General features: G+C 54.9%; 21 protein-coding genes. 14 read left to right on the forward strand and 7 right to left on the reverse strand.

Translation table 11 applies throughout. From position 1 onward, the window contains the following. Window positions 1-21: 21 nt before the first annotated feature. Window positions 22-924, forward strand: a complete 903-nt coding sequence (locus tag CHH28_RS16220) for a LysR family transcriptional regulator (RefSeq protein WP_094061299.1) — start codon at window positions 22-24, stop codon at window positions 922-924. Here CHH28_RS16220 and CHH28_RS16225 read toward each other — a convergent pair. Then, entirely contained in the window at window positions 921-2030 is a 1110-nt protein-coding gene (locus tag CHH28_RS16225; RefSeq protein ID WP_094061300.1) for a putative solute-binding protein, read from the reverse strand. The genes CHH28_RS16220 and CHH28_RS16225 overlap by 4 nt on opposite strands. A gap of 203 nt (window positions 2031-2233) precedes the next feature. Here CHH28_RS16225 and CHH28_RS16230 point away from each other — a divergent pair, with 203 nt between their 5' ends. Then, on the forward strand, window positions 2234-3880 hold the full coding sequence (locus CHH28_RS16230) for an AMP-binding protein (RefSeq protein WP_094061301.1): 1647 nt from the start codon (window positions 2234-2236) through the stop codon (window positions 3878-3880). A 36-nt stretch (window positions 3881-3916) separates the two neighbouring features. Here CHH28_RS16230 and CHH28_RS16235 read toward each other — a convergent pair whose 3' ends face one another. Further along, complete coding sequence (locus CHH28_RS16235; RefSeq protein ID WP_094061302.1) at window positions 3917-5884, reverse strand: beta-propeller domain-containing protein; 1968 nt, start codon at window positions 5882-5884, stop codon at window positions 3917-3919. Window positions 5885-6023: 139 nt separating this feature from the next. Between CHH28_RS16235 and CHH28_RS16240 the strand changes: the two genes are divergently transcribed. After that, window positions 6024-6680 (forward strand): hypothetical protein, encoded by a 657-nt coding sequence (locus CHH28_RS16240; RefSeq protein ID WP_157729958.1) that lies wholly within the window; start codon window positions 6024-6026, stop codon window positions 6678-6680. An 89-nt stretch (window positions 6681-6769) separates the two neighbouring features. On the opposite strand, the gene CHH28_RS16245 is transcribed toward CHH28_RS16240, so the two are convergent. The 3 genes from CHH28_RS16245 to CHH28_RS16255 are packed head-to-tail and all read right to left on the reverse strand — an operon-like array spanning window position 6770 to window position 9285. Beyond that, on the reverse strand, window positions 6770-7045 hold the full coding sequence (locus CHH28_RS16245; RefSeq protein ID WP_157729959.1) for a hypothetical protein: 276 nt from the start codon (window positions 7043-7045) through the stop codon (window positions 6770-6772). Next, window positions 7042-7878: a DUF6502 family protein gene (locus tag CHH28_RS16250; protein ID WP_157729960.1), complete on the reverse strand. Its 837-nt coding sequence runs from the start codon at window positions 7876-7878 to the stop codon at window positions 7042-7044. The genes CHH28_RS16245 and CHH28_RS16250 overlap by 4 nt, the downstream gene beginning before the upstream one ends. Window positions 7879-7914: 36 nt before the next feature. Then, on the reverse strand, window positions 7915-9285 hold the full coding sequence (locus tag CHH28_RS16255) for a YfaP family protein (protein ID WP_094061306.1): 1371 nt from the start codon (window positions 9283-9285) through the stop codon (window positions 7915-7917). A 197-nt stretch (window positions 9286-9482) separates the two neighbouring features. On the opposite strand from CHH28_RS16255, the gene CHH28_RS16260 reads away from it, so the two are divergent. From CHH28_RS16260 to CHH28_RS16305, 10 genes are all read left to right on the forward strand, one after another. Next, window positions 9483-10481, forward strand: coding sequence for a rhodanese-related sulfurtransferase (locus CHH28_RS16260; protein WP_094061307.1), 999 nt, complete (start codon window positions 9483-9485; stop codon window positions 10479-10481). A 294-nt stretch (window positions 10482-10775) separates the two neighbouring features. Continuing rightward, entirely contained in the window at window positions 10776-11357 is a 582-nt protein-coding gene (gene rsxA / locus CHH28_RS16265; protein WP_094062118.1) for an electron transport complex subunit RsxA, read from the forward strand. An 8-nt stretch (window positions 11358-11365) separates the two neighbouring features. Continuing rightward, window positions 11366-11956 (forward strand): electron transport complex subunit RsxB, encoded by a 591-nt coding sequence (rsxB, locus tag CHH28_RS16270; RefSeq protein WP_233243870.1) that lies wholly within the window; start codon window positions 11366-11368, stop codon window positions 11954-11956. After that, a complete protein-coding gene (gene rsxC, locus CHH28_RS16275; RefSeq protein WP_094061309.1) occupies window positions 11953-14202 on the forward strand; it encodes an electron transport complex subunit RsxC in 2250 nt (749 codons plus the stop codon). Before rsxB ends, rsxC begins: the two co-directional genes overlap by 4 nt. A 4-nt stretch (window positions 14203-14206) precedes the next feature. Next, entirely contained in the window at window positions 14207-15250 is a 1044-nt protein-coding gene (gene rsxD / locus CHH28_RS16280) for an electron transport complex subunit RsxD (RefSeq protein ID WP_094061310.1), read from the forward strand. A gap of 1 nt (window position 15251) precedes the next feature. After that, window positions 15252-15917, forward strand: coding sequence for an electron transport complex subunit RsxG (gene rsxG / locus CHH28_RS16285; protein ID WP_094061311.1), 666 nt, complete (start codon window positions 15252-15254; stop codon window positions 15915-15917). Window position 15918: 1 nt separating this feature from the next. Continuing rightward, window positions 15919-16632 (forward strand): electron transport complex subunit E, encoded by a 714-nt coding sequence (locus CHH28_RS16290; protein WP_094061312.1) that lies wholly within the window; start codon window positions 15919-15921, stop codon window positions 16630-16632. Between the two features lie 151 nt (window positions 16633-16783). Beyond that, on the forward strand, window positions 16784-17500 hold the full coding sequence (locus CHH28_RS16295) for a pirin family protein (protein WP_094061313.1): 717 nt from the start codon (window positions 16784-16786) through the stop codon (window positions 17498-17500). A 188-nt stretch (window positions 17501-17688) separates the two neighbouring features. Then, entirely contained in the window at window positions 17689-18045 is a 357-nt protein-coding gene (locus CHH28_RS16300) for a hypothetical protein (RefSeq protein WP_094061314.1), read from the forward strand. Then, a complete protein-coding gene (locus tag CHH28_RS16305) occupies window positions 18042-18710 on the forward strand; it encodes a glutathione S-transferase (protein ID WP_094061315.1) in 669 nt (222 codons plus the stop codon). The genes CHH28_RS16300 and CHH28_RS16305 overlap by 4 nt, the downstream gene beginning before the upstream one ends. 41 nt (window positions 18711-18751) lie before the next feature. Here CHH28_RS16305 and CHH28_RS16310 read toward each other — a convergent pair whose 3' ends face one another. Both CHH28_RS16310 and CHH28_RS16315 read right to left on the reverse strand, forming a co-directional pair. Beyond that, a complete protein-coding gene (locus tag CHH28_RS16310; protein WP_094061316.1) occupies window positions 18752-19834 on the reverse strand; it encodes an AraC family transcriptional regulator in 1083 nt (360 codons plus the stop codon). 1 nt (window position 19835) lies between these two features. Continuing rightward, entirely contained in the window at window positions 19836-20732 is an 897-nt protein-coding gene (locus CHH28_RS16315; protein WP_094061317.1) for a GGDEF domain-containing protein, read from the reverse strand. A gap of 332 nt (window positions 20733-21064) precedes the next feature. Between CHH28_RS16315 and CHH28_RS16320 the strand changes: the two genes are divergently transcribed. Then, a complete protein-coding gene (locus tag CHH28_RS16320; protein WP_233243640.1) occupies window positions 21065-23920 on the forward strand; it encodes a TonB-dependent receptor in 2856 nt (951 codons plus the stop codon). Window positions 23921-23924 lie beyond the last annotated feature (4 nt).

Consider the following 23924-nt stretch of genomic DNA (forward strand, 5'->3'; position numbering starts at 1 on the left):
ACTACCAAAGGTTTAGTTCCTTTGACATCGCTTAACTACAAACATTTGCTGTACTTTCAGCAAGTCGCTCAAGAAGGCAGCGTACAAGCTGCCGCCGCCAGGCTCAATGTTACGCCACAAACCATCAGCGGTCAGCTGCGTTTGTTGGAACAGCAACTGGGGGTAGCGCTGCTGCGCAAGTCTGGACGCCAACTCGAGCTCACCAGCGCCGGGCGACTGGCACTGCAATACAGCCGCGATATTTTTGCCCTCGGCGATCAGCTGCAACAAGCGATGCGCCAAGGCGATAAGCCGCAGCCGCGAGAGCTACGCGTCGGCATTGTCGACGCTCTGGCCAAATCCATCGCCCATCAGCTGCTGATGCCGGCGCTCACACAAGAGCCGCTGCAACTGACTTGCCGAGAGCAGCCAATGCCTGATTTATTGGGCGAGCTGGCGGTCGGCAAGCTGGATTTGGTACTGGCCGACAGCCCGATTCCCGCCAACATGAAAATTCGTTGCTTCAGCCATCTGCTGGGCAGCAGTCCACTGGCGTGTTTTTCAGCGCCTAGCCTGCAGCAAGTGTTTCATGCCCCCTTCCCGCATTGCCTGCAAGACGCTCCCTTACTATTGCCGACAGACACGCACTCAGGTGTGCGCGCGAGTGTATTAAGTTGGCTCTCTCGCCATCAGCTGGAGTGCCGCATTGCTGGTGAGTTTGATGACTCCGCCTTGCTGAAAGCGTTTGGCAGCCAGGGCCACGGCTTCTTCTTTGCCCCAGCGGTCATTAGTCAAGACATCAGCGACAAATACGGCGTCACCGCTGTGGCGGTGGTCGATGAACTGCAGCAGTCGTTTTATGCCCTGTATGCTGAGCGCGACAACGGCAATACCAGCGTACAGCGCATCGTCGACAGCGCCGCCGACTACTTCGCCAGTCGCTAACCGCACTCGCCAAGCTGTGGCTGCAAGCGACAGCGAACTTTGCGCTGCAGCCTAAGCATGTCGGCATCGTACAGTCCGTCGTCGCTTAATTGCTGACGCAACTGTTGCCAGTTCTGCGCCAGCTGCATCTGCAGCCCAGCGGGCACCGACTTCCAGGTGCCAGCGGGAATGGCACTGCGTTCCTTATCTACGCGGCGCATGTAGCTATCAAATTTAAATAAAAAGTCTTCTCGCAGAATCTGTGCAAGGCCCGTCGGGAAGCGATCCCGATGGCCAATCAGCTGAATGGTCGACTGCGCCACCGGCGCATCAAAAATGCTGATGGGTCCTTGCAAATGACCAGACATCACCGGGTACACCGCCATTGGGGCCAGTATCGCTGGCAGCTCTTGCTGACTAAAGCCACGAATCAACTCCGACAACCCACTGACGGTCACAGACTGCCCCCAGTGCTCCGCCGCAGCCTGCAAGGACGGCTCGTGCGGCACCACAGCCACCGGCAATTGCTGCAATGTCTGTAAATCACTGAGTTGCCCGTCCGCCGCCAGAAAATAGGATTCCCCCAGTGGCGCCACTCCTAACATGGTGTACTGCGGCCCTTCCAGCTTGGACGCCAGTTTCGGGCTGGCCAACACCTGCATCAGCATGTGCAAGTGCTGGCGATCCGGCACCGCACCAATGGCTTCTAAGGTGGCCGAAAAGCGACTGTACGGATACACCCGATTGCCGCGCACCAGCGCCGCATCGCACTGCTGCTGCTCAAACGCTTGCAGCAACGCATCTTCGTCCTGATAAGCACTGAGCTTCAGCATCAGACCGTAATGCATGGAGCGCAGGGTTTGCTCATGAACGGTGGCATAAATGGGGCCGGCTCTGCCGAGCGGATCCCACACGCAAAAACTGCGATGAATTTTGCCGCCTTGCAACAACTCGCTGTGGCGCTGTTTCAGCGCTTTAATGCGATTGGCCAGCGGCAAATTGGGGTTCATGATGGTGGAGTCCAAACGCTCGAACCGACGCTGCTCAGCATCGCTCGGTGCTGCGTGTGCGCCAGACCAAAGCAGCAGGCACAGCAGAACAATCCAGCCAGGATTCTGTGACGTCATGGTGAGTACCTTCGATGTTATTGTTATTGTGTGGTGACGAGCGCATTTAATGCACACAGGCCTGAATGGAGCAATGGCGAAAGAGGCCGAAATCTCCGCACGCCCTTATTAAAAATAGTGTTTTTACGATTTTTAACAGAAGGGAATCAGTCAGCAGTTTAGTGTGAGCGTTCGTTACTGATAAAAACAACAAAGGAATCGCCATGCACGCAAAAACACCCCTGGAGATGCTCTACCATTGGGAGCAGACAGAGCCGGATCGCGTTTATCTACGCCAACCCGTCAACCGCCAGTTTCGTGAACTGACTTGGCGCGAAGTGGGCCAGCAAGTCCGTCGCTTGGCCACGGCCCTGATCGCGCAAAATTACCCAGCCGGTAGCCACATCGCCATTTTGTCGAAGAACTGTGCTGAGTGGTTTATTACCGACATGGCGATACTTATGGCGGGCCATGTGTCCGTTCCGATTTACGCGACGGCCGGTGAAGAGACCGTGCGCTATGTGCTCACCCACAGCCATTGCCGCGCGATTTTCCTGGGTAAAAGTGACCAGGCGCTGCAGCAAAGCCAGGCCATTCCTGATGGCGTCACTCGATTTGCCTTCCCCTACGAGCAAGATTTGGCCGGCGTTGAGGTCGATCACAGCTGGCAAGACGTGCAAGCGCAGCCTGAGCTAGGCAGCAGCCCAGTGCCTGATGGCGACGACATCATGACCATCATTTACACCTCCGGGTCCACTGGTAACCCCAAAGGCGTGGTGATTACCGTAAGCTCCTACGCATGGAGCTGCGAAACCCTCGGGCGCACCATGCCCACCTACTTGGAAGACCGGGTGCTGAGTTATTTGCCGCTGGCGCACATCACCGAGCGTGTGATTATCGAAGGTGCCAGTGTGTACAACGGCTTTCAGGTGTCCTTCGTTGAATCGTTGGACACTTTTACCGACGACTTAAAAGCCGTCTCTCCCACCTTATTCCTGTCGGTGCCGCGGTTATGGACACGCTTTCAAATGGGCATTCTGGCCAAGGTGCCACCGCATAAACTCGAGCGCTTATTGAGCATTCCGATATTAAAAGGGTTTATCGCTCGCAAAATTCGCAAACAGTTGGGCTTTGATCATGTGCGGTTATTTGGCAGCGGTTCAGCGCCCTTATCACCGGCGACCATCGCCTGGTATCAAAAACTCGGCATTCAAATTACAGAAGCCTGGGGCATGTCGGAAACCAATGCTCTTGGCACCACCTGCTATCCATTTCGCGCAGATAAGGTCGGCAGCATTGGTCGCCCCTATGAAGGCGTGGACCTGCGCTTAAGCGAGGAAGGCGAAATTCAGGTCAAGGGTCCTTTCTTGATGAAAGAATATTACCTGGAGCCGGACAAAACCGCTGAAACCTTCACCAGCGATGGATACTTTAAAACCGGCGATAAAGGCGAGATGGACAGCGATGGCTACGTAAAAATCACCGGTCGGTTAAAAGAAATCTTTAAAACCGCCAAGGGTAAGTACGTCACTCCGGTGCCAATCGAAGCACGACTAATGGAAAACTCGTTAATTGAGCAGATTTGCGTCACCGGCTCGCACTTGAAGCAGCCTGTTGCCCTTGCAGTATTAACACCAGAGGCTAAAAATCATGATCAGCAGCATATCTCACGAAGTCTTGAGCATACGCTGGATAAAGTGAATAAAAAGCTCGAAAGCCACCAGCAACTCGATGCCATCATCATCATTGATGACAGCTGGAGCATCGAAAATGGCCTGTTGACTCCGACGCTGAAAATTCGCCGCCATCTGATCGAGGCGCGCTATCACGATAATATTCACCAACCTCTTACCGCGAAAATCATGCACTAAAAAAAGCCCGGCAATGCCGGGCTTTTTTAACTCTGTTTACTGCTGCCATTGCAGTAAGGTTTTCGACTCGACGGCACCGTCATTGATTAAATGCAGACCGTCGTTATGCAAGGGTACCCGTGTGTAGCTGCCACCCCACTCGCTTTGAGGGCGATAACCGTTATCAACTTGCACCTGCAGTTGCTGCTGAGTTTTGTCGATATCAACAACGTGCAGCTTATGCATGGGCATATAGCTGTTTGGATCGTAGTCGCGCCAAGTGAACGCCATGCGCGTTGAGTCATTCACATCCAAGAAGCTGATGGCCCGATGATTCCACATCGCATCCGATGAAGAACGCTCACCGCCCAGGGTGTAGGACTGCAACTCAACCGGCTGGGTCGGATTCACGGTGCTAAACAAGCTTACTTTCAACCCAGTGATACGTCCATCATCGTTGGCGCTGTAGCCCAGCCCAAGCAAGAGCTCGTCATCAATCGGATGCAGATATTGCGAGAAACCAGTGATTTCCAGTTCACCTTCGATAAATGGAGCGGCTGGATTTTCTAGGTTGATCACATACAGCGGATCGGTGCGCTCAAACGTCACCACATAGGCTTTATCGCCGCGATAACGCACCGACTTCACCTCTTCGCCTGGCTTGCCAATAGCGGCGGGTTGTTGCTCATTTGGCAGTACCGCCACTTGTTCAAAACCACCTTGCCCATCGGCTTTCAGCACATATAACCGGTGATCCGGGCCACTCGGCTCTGCATCGGGCTCAGTACTCGGCTCAGACGTCGAGGTGGCATCGTCCATGATCACAGGCTCAGGAATACCAATCCAAAAGTCATCCATGCTGCTGGTCACGATGCGCAAATACCCGTCTTTTTCGCTCAGACGAAAACTCGGCATGGCGCCAGACAAGTTGCCAGCCACCTTACCCGTTGCAATGCGCTCAAACGTGGTTAAATCGTACTGGTCGATGCGCGTTTCACCGCCGTACCAACCGCCGGTCAGGAAAAACGCATTGGTAGAAGCGTAGACACCGTCAATTCGCCCACTGGCGCACTGGCTTTGCCAATTTTGCGGGTTTTTCAAATCGACTTTGGTGATGGCAACAATCGATGGATAGCCGCCCTGCTCGTCTTGGTCTGGGATGTAGCACTCACCGCTTTCGAACAGTTTGCCCGCTTCCTCACCGTTGACCCAGTAACGCGGCAACAAGTCGCTGAGCGGCATGTCTTCCACTCGTTGTTGCCAAGCTGCGTCATCTACTTCCGCCATGTATGGCACATAGATTGATGGTGAAAATTTGCTGACCATGTACAGGGTATCGCCAATGCGACGACTGCTGACCAAGTAGCCCTCGATACTCAACTCGGTGACACGCTCAGGCAAAGCCGGATCATCCAAATCAAATACCGAAATAGAGGTGCTTTGCTGCTGCCCCCAGAAAGGTTCGCTGATGTCATCCATGGCAATATCCGCAGCAAAACCAGTGCTGGCCAAATTGGTGGTCACCGACGGCGCTTCTCCATGGGTAATCGTCACCAGCGCATCATCCACCAGATACAGACCTTCGACGCCCCAGCTGTCGGCTGCCAGAGGCACACTGCCTTTAAAGGTATTGCCGATAGGGTCACCGGTGACCTGGAAAACTTCAATCGACGCCGCTTGCGTTTGGTTACCGTCATAACTGCGCGGCTTGTAGGCGTACAGGTACTCGCCGTTGAGCTTGATCATGTCCGCTTCATCCACCCCTGCTTCCTGCGTATTGGTCTCGGAGAAACCTGGTGCAGCGGGTGTTTCATCAACTCCTGCATCCGTGGTGGGGCTGTCCACCACTTCTTCGTAATAGCCGTCACGGCTATTGATAAACCCTTCTTTCAGGTACTGCTCCAGGTCGCTTTGGCCCACCACCGGTGGCTTGGCATCGCTGCTGCTACTGCTATTACCACCACAGGCTGCAACAGCCAGCGCGAGAACTGTCAGCGCCAACGGCCGATAGCTCAATTTGTTCATATCCGTATCTCCTTATTCATTCCGGGTCACCCCATCGGAATTTCAGTATACGTGGGATTTTTTCCCACGCACGTCGAAAGTTTGTAAAGTTGATCACGATCAGGTGATACTCGCGCCATTGTGATTGGGGATGGACGACATGACGCACCGACTGGTTGCCATGCTGTTGTGCTGCCTGAGCTGGCCAAGCCTGGCGATACAAGCCAGCCTGGGCCTGCACACCGGCAGTTCTAGCGACATCGACGACGGCCACTGGCAGCAAATAAGCGCTTCAGCGTCGCAGCGCTGGCAACACTGGCGGCTAAAACTGAGCAGTGGCTGGTTGCGCCGCCAGCAAGACAGCGAAGCCACGCAAGGCCTGGCCGATACCTGGTTGAGCGCAAAGTATTGGTTGCCCGCAGCGATGGCTGGCCATCGCTGGCAGTTTCGTGTGCGGCATAAGTTCGCAACTGCCGATGAGAACAAAGCGCTGGGCAGTGGCGGCAGCGACGATGAACTGCGCATTCGCGCGCTGCGCCCACTTGGCGCCTATTGGTTGTGGTATCAAGGTGGGTATCGCTGGCGCCAATCAAGCGCTGTTTACCACATGCAAGACGGGGCGATTTGGGGGCTGGGCCTGCACAAAAAACCCTATAGCCTGATGTACAATGGCCGCCAAGCCAGCCAGCCTGGCCAGTCGATGCGGCATCAATTGATGCTGGCGTGGCAACTACAGCGGCGTGACCACAAGATCACGCCCTATGCGCAAATTGGCAATCGCAGCACCGCCGCGTTGGGAGTTACGCTCAGCTTTTAACGGCTGGTTTTTAACGATTTGAGATCAACAATCAACCTTATATAACTGCTGTGAGCCGAGCAAGGTGCGCGTCGGCACCCAGCCACTGGCTAGCCGCGATCATCTTCTGGCGGTTCGGCAACGTCCGGGGCTTCAACTTCATCACCACCGCTCAAACCGGCATCCACCTCTGGCACGTTGGGCATGTCCATGGCCTCCGGCAGAGACGGAACTTCCGGCAACTCGGGTAAATCCGGGGTGTCGGTAAGATCAGCGTCCTGTGGCCAGTGCGGTTGCTGGCCGGTACCACCGATGCCTTCAATCTCATCTCCGGCATAGCTGACCAGTGGCGCCAGCAACAACAGCCAGCGCATCCAATGATTCATGAGGTTTTACTCCCTTGTTGTTGGTCCTCGGCGAAATACGCACCCGCGTTAATTCGACAATTGCCCGGGCTGCTCTGTTTAAGCTCCAGGGCTTGCTGGTTAATCAGTTTCAGTGCCTCACTGACATGCTGGCGATAGGCATCATGCAATTGCTCGACGGCCTGAGGCGATAAACCACCGTAATACACACTGCGCTCCAATCGAGGAGACTCAGTATCCAGATTGGAAGCCGCCACCTGCAAATGATCCGCCACATTGCGGCCTAAGAAAAACAGCAGCTCTTGCTCACCGGAGCGCGGTACAAAAGCCTCCTGTTTTAGCCCCAGCAAACCGTCGTCGTACTGCTGCACAATGCCCAACGCCAACCATTCATCGAGCACTGCACGCGGTCGAATATCACCATGCACAACGGCTTGCACCAGGGCTTCAAAGCTTGGCTGCCCAGCGTCTCCTTTCAAAGGCAAGCGCTTTGGTTGCCCTTTGGCCTGATAACCCGGCGCACTCAGCCAATAGGCGACCATCTGTCCACCCATCGAGACCGACACCGGCGCCTGATCTCCATCACTATTGGCCACGTCCACACGCAAACGCCGCACATCTTTGCGATGCACGCCCGTGAGCAAGCTGATGCGACTGTCGGTTTGTGCCTTGTCCGGCAAAGCAAAATCTTGCTCTGCCACTTCGACGTACACCTGCTTCAACAGCGGCAATAGCGTTGAGTATGTGACTTGGTAACGCAGCAGCAAGCGCACCAATGGCTTTAAGATCCGCTTTACGGCGTTGACTGCATGCGAGTGAGAGATAAGTTGGCTCATACCTGAAGTATGAGCCATGTGGGAAATTTTTCCACCAACTCCTAGTGTAAAGGGTTATTGTAAAAAACTACATTGTTCCGAAATACTGCTTTGCTCCAAGTCCACGTACTGATAGGTGAAGTCAACACCAGTTCCTGATGAGCTATTGATGGTAGCGTTAACAAACGCATTACTGACTTGCAACTGACCATTAACAATACGGAAGCCAGTAGGAAAATAACCATTGGTTCGGACGTTGAAGCGACTACATGTATCTACTTCAATTAGACGCAAGCTGTCCTCGGTGATGTCAAACACAGTGGCGCCACCTTCCCCTGCCGACCAAACACCCTGCCATTGATTCAAAGCAATAGGCTCTGCCAGCAACGGGTTCATATCGGAGGATGAAATGGTCACAACATCTTGGGTCGGTTCATCACTGCTATCAGCATCAGCTGCAAAACTACCAGAGTAGGTCGTGACATTGCCCCCCACGGCAACGACCACGTCATAGTCTGTTCGGGCAGAGCCACTAAAGTAATCAACTACGATTTTGTAGTCCCCTGCTGGAACCTGGAAGGCATAGGTAATGTTCTCTGGGCCGTATCCGCGCACATTGTCGTAATCGAGCCAACCCAACGACTCCTCGGAAATTTGATCGGCAAAGTAGATTTTCTCACCACCCGGCTCAACCACCCACAAGTCCAAGTCCACTTCGCTGTTCCAAGTCAGAGACACCTGCACCGGGCTAGTCGCCACGGCCTCAACCAGCAGTTCCAACGTCTGTAAACCAAGCCAGTTATCTGGATTAATGAGATCAATGTCTTCAATCCCCGACACTTCAACCACCGTGTCGTTTACCAATAATGGATAAATACGAATGGCCAGATCCGGAATGCTCGACGGCAGATCGAATTCTGTTGTCGACCAGCCTGCAACTTGTACTTGAGTCTCGGCAACGGCGACTGTAGGGATAATTTGCATCGCCTGAGCGACAGGCATTTGCTTGTTGGGGCTAGTAAACTGCCCTTCCTTCCGCGTCACAGTAGGGGCTGCCATCGTCTGTGTCTCCACGTGCTGACCAGCCGCTACAAAGTACTGTGAACTGTCGCCAAACTCGACCAGATAACCGCCCACTTTTTTACCTGCAGGAATAGCATATTCGGGCACAGACAGCGCAATTCGATTGCGTGAATTAGCCGTCACAATGGCGCGCTCGCTGCCAGTAATCGCGAGCTCAGGTAAGTCTGCAGGAATAGTGGCAGCCGCGACATCGACATTCTGCGCATCGGGCATGGTCACTGCACGATCCAGATTTGAGGTGGTCAACACCTCAACCTGAGAGGCAACCTCATCCTTATCAGAGTCAGAGCTTGAGTCCGAACCACAAGCGACAAGTAAAGCGGAACTGATGGCAGCAGCCAGCAGCGTTTTATAGGCGTGCATAGAATCACTCTCCATATTGTGAGTTAAATATCCAAAGGGCCTAGACACTATTATTCTCCAGCACATCAAGCAAGGCATAAGAGTCATAGCAACAGTGTGTTTTGTGATAGGGGCACGGTTTTGTTAGAATTCCGGCCGCGCTTTTGCGCCTAAAACAACGCACCGGATTTACGCTCCGGCCAGCACAGGAATATCACATGTCAAACACCCCTCAGGCGCCCTACGTGGTTTGCGCCATGTACAAGTTCGTCACTTTGGAAAATTTCGCAGCTCTGCGCCAGCCATTGCTGGATGTCATGCTCGCCAACGAGGTCAAGGGCACTTTGCTGCTCGCTCAAGAAGGTATTAACGGCACCGTCGCTGGCAGTCGCGCTGGCATCGACGCGGTGCTGGAGCACTTGCGCCAAGACGAGCGCTTAAAGGACATCGATTACAAAGAGTCCTTCGACAAGGAACAGCCGTTTTATCGCACCAAGGTCAAGCTGAAAAAAGAGATCGTCACCATGGGCGTGGAAGGCATCGACCCGAAACGCGTGGTGGGCACTTACGTCAAACCGCACGATTGGAACGCCCTGATCTCTGACCCGGACGTGGTGCTGGTCGACACACGCAACGACTACGAAGTGGGCATCGGCACCTTTAAGGGCGCCATCGATCCAAACACCAAGACCTTCCGTGAGTTTCCGCAGTACGTGCAGGACAACCTCGACCCAGCGCAGCACAAAAAAGTCGCCATGTTTTGCACCGGCGGCATTCGCTGCGAAAAATCCACCGCCTATTTAAAAGAGCAGGGTTTTGATGAGGTCTACCACTTGGAAGGCGGTATTTTAAAATACCTCGAAGAAGTGCCAGCAGAAGAATCCCTGTGGCAAGGCGAATGTTTTGTGTTCGACAATCGCGTTACAGTCAATCATCAGCTAGAAAAAGGCGATTACGATCAATGCCACGCTTGTCGCCGACCGATCACAGAGCAAGACAAACAGTCAGAACACTATGTGCCTGGCGTCAGCTGCCATCACTGCATTGGCGAATACAGCGAAGAGCAGCGCGAGCGTTTCCGCCAGCGCGAATTGCAAATGCAACTGGCGCGCGAGCGAGGTGAAGATCACTTAGGCACCGACCTGAATCAGGTCATTGAAAAGCGTCGCCAAGAAAAGCTGGCGGCAAAAGCGGCGCAGCGCCAGAACGACCAATAATCTGCGCACCACATCGCTCGCACTGCGTTGCTGTTACGACGGGCGGCGAGCGATGCCCCTAATTTAAATGCTCAGAGCGTTGATGCGCATCATTCAGGCGGCAGCCGTCATCGCTACACTGCATCACGTTGCAGTCACCCCATCACTGACGGGGTTAGACTGCTTGTTCGCAGGCGTTATTCCAAAAAGACATTAAAAGCTTAGCAGCCTATATTGTCTGACATAACCAAACTTTGGGATAATGCGCAGCCATTTTTCTGGCCAAACATTGGCCGTGTTTGGAGCAGCTCAGGCATGACAGAGTATTTGCTCATACTCATCAGCACCATTTTGGTGAACAATTTCGTACTGGTGCAGTTTCTTGGTTTATGTCCATTTATGGGGGTATCCAACAAGCTGGAAACCGCCATTGGCATGGGTGCCGCGACCACATTCGTACTGACCCTAGCATCCGTGTGCAGCTACTTAGTGCACAATTATTTGCTGATTCCGCTGCAGCTTGAGTACCTGCGCACCATCAGCTTCATCATGGTAATCGCCGTGGTGGTGGGCTTTACCGAAATGGCCATTCGTAAAAGCAGCCCGCTGTTGTATCGCGTGCTGGGAATATTTCTGCCGCTGATCACCACCAACTGCGCGGTATTGGGTGTCGCCCTGCTAAACACCAAACGCGAGCACAACTTTGTTGAATCCATCCTGTACGGTTTTGGCGCCGCCGTGGGCTTTTCTTTGGTGATGGTGTTGTTTGCTGCCATGCGTGAGCGCATCGCGGTGGCGGATGTGCCCAAGCCGTTTCAAGGTTCTGCAGTGGCGATGATCACCGCAGGCCTGATGTCGCTGGCCTTTATGGGCTTTACCGGATTGGTGAGCATCTGATGTCCACGATCACCACCATCGTCATCGCCATCATTGTACTGGTCGTTTTGGCCAGTGTATTCGGTGCCGTGTTAGGCTTTGCCGCGGTGCGTTTCAAAGTCGAAGGCAACCCCATTGTTGACCAGATCAACGACATGCTACCGCAAACCCAGTGTGGCCAATGTGGCTACCCAGGGTGTAAGCCTTATGCCGAAGCCATCGCCAATGGCGACAAAATCAACAAATGCCCACCGGGTGGCGAGAGCACCATTCAGTCGTTGGCCGACTTGCTGGGGGTGGAACCCGAGCCACTGGACGCCGAGCACGGCGCGGAAAAAGACGTGCCTACCGTGGCTTACATTCGCGAAGACGAGTGCATTGGCTGCACCAAGTGCATTCAGGCTTGCCCCGTGGACGCCATTTTGGGCGCCGCCAAGCAAATGCACACGGTGATTGTCGATGAGTGCACGGGCTGCGACCTGTGTGTTGAGCCTTGCCCGGTCGATTGCATTGATATGATTCCGATTGCCCAAGACACCAGCAGCTGGTACTGGCAAGCGCCCACCAGCGGCGTTGAGTTAATCGCCACCGACCGCAGCTCTGTCGGAGGCTCCGCATGACACATTTAATACGTCTGCACGATTTTAATGGCGGCATTCACCCGCCGGAGAACAAGCATCAGTCGACACAGCGGCCTATTCGCGCGGCCAGCTTGCCAGCACAGTTGATTCTGCCCCTGCACCAGCACATTGGCGCCGCCGCGCTGGCAGAGGTAGCCCCCGGCGAGCGAGTATTAAAGGGCCAGCGAATAGCCCAAGCCGACGGCACCATCAGCGTACCTGTGCATGCGCCGACATCAGGCCACGTCGTTGCCATCGAACCTCGTCCAGTGCCGCACGCATCCGGTTTGGAGGAGCTGTGCATTGTTATAGAGCCCGATGGCGAGGAACAATGGCAGCCGCGCAGTAGCTTGCTCGAGCAGCTGGGCGTAGACGCGGTGCAGGATATCGAACCGCCGCAGCTGGTCGATTTTATCCGCGACATGGGCATCGCAGGCATGGGCGGCGCCGGTTTTCCGACGGCCGCCAAGCTGCAAACGCGGCGCTTTCCTATCCATACACTGATTTTAAACGGCGCTGAGTGCGAGCCTTACATCACCGCCGATGACATGCTGATGCGCGAGCGCGCCGCAGAAGTGATCAGTGGCGCCGAGATTCTGCAGCACATCGTCAGCAGCGAACGCTGCCTGATCGGCGTGGAAGACAACAAACCCGAGGCCATAGCGGCACTGCAACAAGCACTGAGCGAGCGCAATCTGCAGCACCAAATCGATTTGGTGGTCATTCCCACCAAGTACCCTTCCGGTGGTGAGAAGCAGCTGATTCAGATTTTGACGGGCGAAGAGGTTCCGTCCGGTGGCATTCCTGCGCACATCGGTGTGGTGTGCCAAAACGTCGGTACCGCCAGCGCCATCCATCGCGCCGTCTACCACGCTGAGCCCCTCATTAGCCGCATTACCACCGTCACCGGTGAAGCGTGTCGCGAGCCCGGAAATTGGGACACCTTAATCGGCACACCGGTCAGCCACTTGCTGACATTGAGCGGCTATCAGCCACAAACGCAAGAACGCGTGATTATGGGCGGCCCGATGATGGGCTTTGCGCTGCCGCACGCGCAGTTACCGATCGTCAAAACCAGCAACTGTTTGCTGACCCCGACCGCCAGCGAGCTGCCCAGCAACGATCTGGCGATGGCCTGCATTCGCTGCGGCATGTGCGCCGACGCCTGCCCAGCAGAACTGCTGCCGCAGCAGCTGTATTGGTTCAGCAAGGCACAAGAGTTTGATAAAGCCGAGCAGCACAACCTGTTTGACTGCATCGAATGTGGCGCCTGCTCCTATGTCTGCCCTAGCCACATTCCACTGGTGCAATATTACCGCTTTGCCAAGGGCGCCATCCGCGAAGAGCGCGCGGCCCAGGCCAAATCTGAGCGGGCCAAAGAGCGTTTTGAAAACCGATTAGCGCGCCAAGAGCGCGAGCAAGCGGAGAAAGATGCTAAGCGCAAAGCGCGTGCCGAAGCAGCGGCAAAAGCCAAGCAGTCCGCCGCGCAGCAAGCGCCGTCAACACCAACCACCGCATCAGCCGCCACAATAGCAAGCCAAGCGGAAGGCAGCGCCGAAGCACTGGAAAAGCTCAATAAAAAACTGACGGCAACGCAAACCGCCATCAGCAAGACCCAAGACAAACTCGCGGCAGCGCGCGCGGATGAGTCTCAAGCCGACAAAATTCCAGCCTTAGAAGCTGCATTAGAGAAAACGCAAGACAAGCTCAAACAGCTGGCGAAGGACATCGCAGCCGCGAAAAAAGCCGCCAAGGCGCAACCTGATAACAGCGACAAAGGCGACCCCAACAGCCCGGAGCGCTTAAAACGCAAATGGGAAACCGCGCAAACGCGTTTGCAAACCGCGCAGCAACGCTTGCAAGAAGCACAACAGCAAGGGCTCGACACTGTGGCCGCCCTACAAGCCGGTGTCGACAAGCAACAGCAGCGGGTGAACGAGGCACACAGCGCCTATGAACAAGCACTGCAGGCGGCCAGCAGCGCTCCAGCAGAAGCCCAAGCCGATGCCAGCAACCACACAGCCAGTGTGGCGATCGATGTCGAGGCACTGCAAAAGAAAATCCTTGCTCAGCAAGACCGCCTCAGCAAAGCCCAAGAACGGCTGCAGATGGCCGAGGCCGACAATCTCGACACCGTGCCTGCGCTGAGCAAAGGCGTCGACAAACAGCAACAGAAGCTGGAGCAGCTGCAACAACAATTGCAGCAAGCCACTCAGCAGTCCACCGAACAGACCCCAGGAGCCTGATGCCGTGCTGACTTTGTCATCTCCCCATACTCACGGCTCCAACAGCACCTCCAAGGTGATGTTGACGGTCATTCTGGCCACCCTTCCCGGGCTGGCCGTGACCACGGCGTTGTTTGGCTATGGCACCTTGATTAACGTCGTGCTGGCCGTTGTCGCCGCATTGGTCAGCGAAGCCGCCGTGTTGAAATTGCGCCAACGACCGCTGAGTTTCTTTTTACGTGACAACACCGCAGCTCTGACCGGCGTGCTATTAGGGCTGGCCATTCCGCCTCTGGCGCCTTGGTGGATCACGGTGTTGGCCGCCAGCTTTGCCATCGTATTCTCCAAGCAACTCTATGGTGGTGTGGGTAACAATCCGTTTAACCCAGCCATGGTGGGATACGCCTTGGTATTGGTGTCTTTTCCCGTGCAAATGACCACCACTTGGGCGGTGCCGATACAAGTCGACGGCCACGCAACGCCTGGACTACTGGATTCGCTATCGGTGATCTTCACCGGCGCCAGCGCCGATGCCTTCTCCGGTGCGACACCGCTGGATGCTTACAAGCACATGATCGACAACCAGACATCATCGGAAGTGCTCAAGCAGCCTATTTTCAATGGCTGGCTAAATGGCGGCTGGGAATGGGTCAACCTGGCCTACTTGCTCGGCGGTTTGGTGTTGGTATGGCGTAAGATCATCAGCTGGCACATTCCTTTGGCCATGCTGGCCGGGTTGTCGCTGTGTTCGCTGTTCTTCGGCTGGGACGAGGACATGTACGCGCCACTGTCGCTGCATCTGCTCAGCGGCGCGACCATGTTGGGGGCTTTTTTCATCGCCACCGACCCGGTATCGGCCGCCACCACGCCAAAAGGCAAGCTGATTTACGGTGCGGGCATTGGTGTGTTGCTGTACGTCATTCGCAGTTATGGCGCTTACCCAGACGCCGTGGCCTTTGCAGTGCTGCTGATGAACTTTGCCGCTCCGTTTATCGATGCTTACACCCAGCCACGCACCTACGGCCACAAAGCCGCGCGTCGTGGCCTGATTGCCAAGAGTGAGAAATAACATGCAGGAGCTGTTGTCCTCCATTCGTCGCAATGCCGTTGGCCTGGCGCTGTTTGCCATGGTCACCGCCGGCGCCATCGCCGTGACCCAAGTGCTGACCAAAGAGCGCATCGCACGCAATGTGTTGGAGGCTGAAGCCAAGGCGCTTAACGACATTGTGCCGCAGAGCGACTATGACAACGACTTGCTGACCGATGTCATCGCCTTGGATCAGCGCTTCAACCTCAACCTATTGGGCCTTCGCAGCGAGGATCAGGTGGCGCACCTGGCACGCAACGACGGACAGGTCAGCACGGTGATTTTGCCGGTGGTGGCGCCCGACGGTTACACCACCGCCATCCGACTATTGGTTGGCATTCACGCCGATGGCCGCATTGCCGGTGTGCGTGTGGTCGAGCATAAAGAGACACCGGGGCTGGGCGACAAGATTGATCATCGCAAGTCAGACTGGATATTCAGCTTTGATGGCACGTCGTTGTTCGACACGCTGACTTGGGCCGTGAAAAAAGACGGCGGCGATTTCGATCAGTTCACCGGTGCGACCATTACTCCGCGTGCGGTGGTGGCAGCCGTGCATCAGGCATTGCAGTTCTTTCAGCAACATCAGGCCAGCTTGTTAAACCCAGGCCCGGCAGCGGCCGCGCAACTGTCTAGCGGAGAGTCGTGATATGGCGAGTAAATCCTTGCAGCAGATCAGTTTGGACGGCCTGTGGTTTAACAACCCGGCCCTGGTTCAACTGTTGGGTCTGTGTCCTTTGTTGGCGGTCACCGGCACTGTGGTCAACGCCTTAGGTTTGGGCCTAGCGACCATGATGGTCTTGGTGGGATCGAATGTGTCGGTCTCCTTGATTCGAAATCATGTCTCAGATGCGGTGCGCCTGCCGGCGTTTGTGATGATCATTGCCTCGTTTGTGACCGTGACCGAGCTAGTAATGCAGGCCTTTACCTACGAGCTCTATCAGGTGCTGGGTATCTTTATCCCGCTGATCGTGACCAATTGCGCGATCTTGGGCCGCGCCGATGCTTTCGCTTGCAAAAACCCGATACTGCCAGCCGCCGTGGACGGCTTTATGATGGCCCTCGGTTTTGCGCTGGTGCTGGTGCTATTGGGCGCCATGCGCGAAATATTGGGGCAAGGCGTGATCTTCTCCGACATGCAGCTGCTGTTTGGCCCAGCGGCGGCCGAGTGGAAAATTGAGCTGGTCAAAGACTACCCGGATTTCCTATTCGCCATTTTGCCGCCTGGCGCCTTCGTCGCCATGGGTTTGATCATCGCGTTGAAAAACATCCTCGACGAGCGCATCAAAGCCAAAGCAGAGGCGCAAAAAGCACCGGTCGAGGCTGGCAGCAAACGGGTTCGTGTGACCGGTAAAATCAGCTAAGTGCTGATTTACCGGCGCTGTTGAGCTGCAAACTGCATTCCCAGCGACCCGCAATCTATCGACAATATCGAATGGTTTGAGCCGATATTCGCAATATTTGTTCGCTGAGTTCGTTTGTATAGTGTTTCCATCACACTGAAGGAGACATCTGATGCACTACATCCGTCCCCACCAACAACGCGGTCACGCCAACTTCGGCTGGCTGAGCAGCCATCACAGCTTCTCTTTTGGCCAATACTATGACCCCAGCCATATGGGCATCTCCAACCTGCGCGTCATTAATGACGATCAGGTGGCTGGCGGCGCTGGCTTTGACCCCCATGGTCATCGCGATATGGAGATTATTTCTTACATTCTCGAGGGCACCATCGAGCACAAAGACAGCATGGGTAATCATTTCTTGATCCCTGCCGGTGACGTGCAAATCATGAGCGCCGGCAGCGGCATCATGCACAGTGAGTACAACCACCACAGCGACCAAGCACTGAAATTTTTGCAAATATGGATACTGCCCGAAGAGCAAGGCATAACGCCGCGCTATGAGCAGAAAACCATTGCCCAAGACGGCGTATTAACGCCATTGGTAACGCCCAACGGTGAGCAGGGTTCGCTCAGCATTAACGCCGATGCCAGCCTGTATCGCTTGCAGCTAGCTGCAGGCGAGGCGACCACCCTGCACTTCCCTAAGCGTAGCGGATACTTGCATGTGATCGAGGGTGACGTTGAGGTGACGAGTGAGCATGGGCAAAACACACTGACCTCTGGCGACGGCGCCGGCACACTCAATGCCGAGCGCATAGCGCTCAAGGCGACAGCATCTGGTGTACAAGCTTTGTGGTTCGACCTAGCGCCCGCCGAGCGGTTGTAGCTTCGCGTTAAGTACCCGTTGTGGGTGAGCGATTGCTAGCGGCAAATAACCAGAAGCGAGCAGCCGCTGGCCCACACAGGCAAGTCGCTTTGCCATAAGGCAAAGCGGCACTTCATACGGCAAGGCCTCTTCTCGCGCACCGGGCACTGGTGCATACTGCCGTCTGATCAGAGCCAAGCGGAATTTTCATGGACAGTGCTCGCTATGCCACCTTGTGGCGTTTTTTGCTGGTCTTCCAGTCCGGTGCCGTCACCATCGTTGCGTTATTGCTGTTGGTGATGCTGGGCATCATGGAGTACTACAGCAACCACGATGATCTAAAAGTCCTGGGCTGGGTTCTAGCTTACTCTCCCCTCATTTTATTGCTCACCATTGCTTGGCCGATTTGGCAGTTATCGCTGTTTAACCGCGGACACTATTGGCACCCGGTCATTTTGTTATGGCTGCTGTTGCAGCTGCTGTTTGTTCCACTCGGCACGTTGGCCGCGGTGGTGCAAATCGTTTGTCTTTTCCATTTAAGTGGACACAAAAAGGAACCGCTATGATCGTCTTGCACCACCTTGAACACTCACGCTCACAACGCATTCTCTGGTTGCTAGAAGAGCTGGGCGTGGAATACGAAATCAAACGCTACCAGCGCAATAAAGACACCTATTTAGCGCCAGAGAGCCTGAAACAAGTCCACCCTCTCGGTAAATCACCGGTAATTACCGACGGCGAGCAAACCATTGCGGAATCCGGTTTAATTGTCGAATACCTGATTCGTCGCTACGGCCGCGAGCGTTTTATGCCAGAAGAAAACAGTGACGATTATTGGCAGTATTTATACTGGATGCACTACGCCGAAGGCAGCCTGATGCCCTTGATGGTGATGTCGCTGATTTTCACTCGCATCGAAACAGCGCCAATGCCATTTTTTGTCAAACCCATAGCCAAAGGCATTGTCGGCAAAGTGCGCGCCGGTTTTATTCATCCCAATGTCGATACGCATATGCAGCACATCGAACAGCACCTGGCCACACATCATTGGTTTGTCGGCGAGCAGCTCAGCGGTGCGGATATTCAAATGATTTTCCCACTGGAAGCGGCGCTCAACCGCGGCGTGAAAGCGGAGAACTATCCTAATATCCAACGTTTTGTTCACCAAGTACACCAACTGGACAGCTATAAAACCGCGCTGCAAAAAGGTGGGCCCTACGCATACGCCTAAGTCTATTCATTGTTCCAACAGTATCGCTAGAAATGCAGGGGTTAAATAAATCCCAATAACCGTCGTTTACTGGCGCTGGGTGTCATGCCGCACCAGCGCTTGTAGGCACGGCGAAAGTTCGTCACATCACTGAAGCCCAAGTGTGCTGCTACCTGTTCATTGGTCCATCCGCACACGTGAAACCGATACTGGCACTGCTCTAGCCGCACCCGATCTTGCAGCTGCTGAAAACTGCTGTGATGCTTTTTCAGTTTGCGCTTGCAGGTAGCGGGACTCAATCCAAACAACTCAGCCAGTTGCTCCAAAGACGTGGCTTTGCGTTGGCGCAACGCCAACATCGCTTGTGCAACGAAACCTAAAGCTGGCTGTGATTGCTGCAAACAGTGGCGCTGCGCCACGTTTAACGCCGTGGGAGACAGCGATGAAGGCCAGCGCTGGTGTAAAAAGTCGCGCTCGATTAACAACACATTGGCGCCGACATCGAAAAAAATTGCGTCACCCAAATTAACGTCGTATTGCTCCCGATAGCTGGGTGATGGATGCGCAAAACCAATACGCCAGGGCCAATGGCTGTCGCTGCGCCAGCGGCAATACCCCACCAAACCGGTCATGTAGGCTTCGGCGACAAACGCAGCTTGCTCGCCCAAACCATAGTTGTCCTGCCAGCTGATCATGCAATAGCGCTGATCAGACCAGAGTAGCGGCGACATTAATGGCGCCAATACGGCACGATAATCGGCCATCACCTGAATCACATGAGCCAGCGATTCGCAGCCCTGCAACAGCTGACTAAATTCGCCATAGTGACCGGGCCACAGTGCGTGGCCCCAGCGAAAGCTGAGGTCATCGCCATCGTATAAAGCTCGCGCCGAAGTCAATAATTGCAACCATTGCTGCACCGACATGCGCTGCTCACCGGCGAGCACGTCGTCATAAAACACGCCGCTGCCACGCAAATATTGATGGCTGCTGATGCCACGCGCGTTGAGAATATCCATCAATAACGCCGGCTGAAAATGCGCCGCAAATAATGGCTCGTCCTGCTCGCTCCAACCTCGGGCACGCTGCGGCGCCAACGGTTGCCATCGCTGGTCTGGTGCACTGGACCAAGCTAATGGCCACATCTTAGGCGACCTTAGCCCGCGGCTGATCCAACTGCAGCGCTTGATTGGCCGCCGTAATCAGCTGCTCGGCCGAGCGTTCGTGATGGCAATACACCATGCCGATACGCAGGCTTTGGAAATGGCTGTGACCGTCGTCTGTTTTAAAGGCAAAGTGGGCAATGGCTTGGCGCAGTTCTTCACCGATACGCCGTGCTTCCAGCTGTTCGGTAAAGGGCAGCAAAATGGCAAAACGATCGCCCGCGTAACGGCACAATAAATCTGTGTGGCGCAGGTTTAACAGCAATACTTCGGTAACTTCTCGCAACAGTCGGTCGCCGCAGCGATGACCGAAGCGACGATTAAACGGCGCAAAGCCGTTTAAATCGAGCATCATCAACACCAAAGGTTGCTGCTCTGATAATGTGATGATTTGCTGCTTTAAATAATCCGCCCGGCCGATGTGGGTGAGCGGGTCCAACCAGCGATGTTCACGAAATACCTGTTCGCGCCCGCGTAATTGTCGATTGATTGCCAACTGCTCGCGATGCCAATGAAACAAGCCATAAGTCAGTAACCCAATGCCAAATGGCATCGCCACCGACTCCAGCAACGGGTTCCAGAACGCCTCGGCCGGCAGATACAAAAACTCGTCCACCGCATCTTGCCACATGGCCAGGAACATAAATCCCAGCCCCAAGGTGAGCAAATCGGTCACCCGCCCCAGCGGGCGACTGCCGAGAATGAGCAACATCCACACCGCCAAAGCGATGGCACTGCCGCCCTCCCCCACCACATCGAGCCAATCAATGTCGTGCCAGGGCTTCGCCTCTCCCAGCCATAAATTGGCCATCAAAGCGCCCCACAACAGGGTAAAAATCAGCGCCAGTTTGCGCCGATGATGGGCGAGTGTATCGAGCATGACGGCTCCAGCCTGATGAAGTCGGCCCACTGGATACCAAGGCAAGATGACAGTCGTGTGACAAACCTGGGGGTCATTGCAGCTCAGCCATTATTAGTAACCAACGCTAAAATTCGCTCAATATCGTCCAGTGTTGCTGTCGCGCCGTGGTGTCAACTGCGGTAGCACTCAGCTGTTATCCATTTCACTGGGTTATTGCGGATCAAAACTGTTCAATAAAAAGGCAATCCCGTCACACAGGCTAAGCGCGACTGGCGTCCGTCACAGAACTGACATATTAGTTACCTAGCGTCGCCGCCATACCAAAACAACGATCAACAGGATACAACGACATGATGCGCACGCCGACACCCGTACCGACTCACCGACGACCGCCGGGGCGACAACAGCCTAAGCCAATCTCTTATGGTTTCAGTAGCAAGCCGGTTGCAGCCATGCTGGTGCTGCTCAGCGCGCACGGCGCCAACGCCGATGGCATTCTCGAAGGGCGCGTGATTAATGCCGCAGGTGACGGCCAGCTCACCGGTGCCGTGGTGCGGATTGAAGAACTGCAACGCGAAACTCTGGCCGGACAAGGTGGCCGTTTTCGTTTACCCAGCTTAAAAGCCGGTGAATACACTCTGAGTGTGCACCTGGGGCAACAACAACTCGATCGTCGCAGCATTGTGATCAACGACGACCAAATTACTCGAGAGCACATCGTGTTATCCGCCGACGCCCTATTGGAGGAAGTATTGGTCATCGGTCAGGCGGCACAAATGCAACGCGCGCTGGACCGCCAGCGCTACGCCGACAATCTGATTAATGCCGTTAATGCCGACGCCATTGGTCAACTGCCCGACAACAACGCCGCCGAGGCACTGCAACGTGTGCCCGGTATTTCCATTGAACGAGACCAAGGCGAAGGCCGCTTTGTCCGTGTTCGTGGCATTAGCCCGGATTTAAATTCCGTCAGCGTTAATGGCACACAACTGCCTGCCCCCGAAGCTGGGCGCCGCGCTGTCGCTTTAGATGTATTACCGGCCGATTTAATCAGCTCGCTGGTGGTGACCAAAGCCCTCACTCCAGATATGGATGCCAACGCCATTGGCGGCAGCATCGAGGTGGAAAGCATTTCAGCACTGGATCGTGATGGCCTGTTTTACACTGTGCGCGCTGAAGCCAGTTACGACCAACTCACCGAGCAAACCAGCCCGGCTTATGCACTCACCGCAGGCAACACCTTTGAGCTGGCGCGCCAACAGCGTCTGGGCATCGCCGCCGCCTTCTCTTACGACCAGCATAAATTTGGCTCTGACAACGTCGAGACCGGCGCCGCATGGGATTTGTCCGAGCAAGACGCGGCTTTAGAGGAATTAGAGCAGCGCGACTACCGCATTGAGCGAGAGCGCCTTGGCGCTGCATTAAATATGGACTACCAGCTCAGCACCAACCATCGCTTTTTCTGGCGTTCGTTGTACAGCTCCTTCCGTGACGACGAGCAGCGGTTGGCCAATGTTATTGAGTTTGGTGAACTGAGCGCCAGCGATGAGCCTGGCGAATTTGAGTTCGACGGTAAAGCACGCGCGGCCGGCGAAACCGGCTTGGCGGAAGTCAAACGTGAATTAAAAGATCGCGAAGAAACTCAGGAAATACTGGCCAGCACCCTAGGCGGCGAGCACTTTTTAGGCGCCTGGACGGTGGAGTATGCCGTTGGCTACAGCCAAGCCAAAGAGGACGAACCCAGCTCCCTCGACGGTGCAGTCTTTAAACAAGAAAACGTTGGCGGCATGGGTTTCACCAACAGCCGTAAACCCCGCTTGATCAGCAGCGATGATTATGTGAATAGCAGCGCCTATGAGCTCGACGACGTCGAATATTCCCAGGCCCTAACCGAAGATACGCACATCAGCGGCCGCTTGGACATCAGCCGTGATCTGTTTATTGGACGTTATCCCGCGCTACTGAAATTCGGTGCCAAATCCAGTCAGCGCGAGAAAACCCAACGCATTGATGAGTTTAAGTTCGAAGACTGGTCCGACCATGGCATCAGTGACGCGCAGCTCACTCTGGATCAATACCTCAGCGCCAGCCCGGATTATGAGCTGGGGCGCTTTGGGCCTGGTATCAGTTCGGGTGCAGTGCGAGGTTTGTTAACGGGCCTGAATAAAAATGACTTCTTTGACGCCGAAGCGTCACGCGCCGCCAGCTACGACATTCACGAAAACATTTATGCCGCCTACGTCATGGGCCGTATCGAAATGGATGCCTGGATGCTGCTGGCCGGTGTACGCCACGAATCGACCCAACAGGATTTTGACGGCACGGGTGTGGATGGTGATGGCAATTTCACCGCTATTGACGACGATCACCACTACGGCCATACCTTGCCGTCATTGCACGCCCGTTACGAACTGCTCGATGGCACGCAAATACGGGCATCCTGGACACAGGCCGTGGTGCGCCCCACCTTTGAACAAATGTCACCCAGCTTTGTCGACGATGGCGAAGAGGCAGAGCTGGGAAATACACAGTTAAACGCCATGCAGGCCAACAATCTGGACCTGAGTGTGGAGCACTATATGGGCACCGCCGGTGTTGTCTCGGCAGCACTGTTTTACAAAGACATTCGTGACTTTATTTTTGCCACTGACCTGGCCGGCTCTTCCGAGCGCTGGCAGGACTATGACGAAGTCGCTACCTACCGCAACGGCGATGACGCTTCGATTACCGGCTTAGAGCTGGCCTATTCGCAAAAAATGAACCAGCTACCCGCACCGCTGGATGGCGTATTGATCGCCGCCAACCTGACCGTGAGCGATTCAGAGGCCGACATCGTCACTTTTGATGGCGGCAACGCCAGTCGACGCAGCATTGATTTGCCCAATCAATCCGACGTGACCGGTAACATCATTATTGGCTACGAAAAACACGGCCTGATGCTGCGCCTGGCCAGCAATTATAAATCGCAATATTTGCTCGAGGTGGAGGATTTAGCCTCAAAAGATGGCGATGTGTACCAGGATGCACAAACGCAGATCGATTTCAGCTCGTCTTACAACCTCACTGAGCAGCTAAAGCTAACCTTCGACATCGCCAATGTAACCGATGAACCGTATTACACCTATCAGCGCAATGAGCGCTACAACGCTCAGTACGAGCAATACGGTCCAACCTATCGCCTGGGTTTGAGCTACAGCCATTTTTAATTGC

The organism is Bacterioplanes sanyensis (genome assembly GCF_002237535.1).
GTDB lineage: Bacteria > Pseudomonadota > Gammaproteobacteria > Pseudomonadales > Oceanobacteraceae > Bacterioplanes > Bacterioplanes sanyensis_A.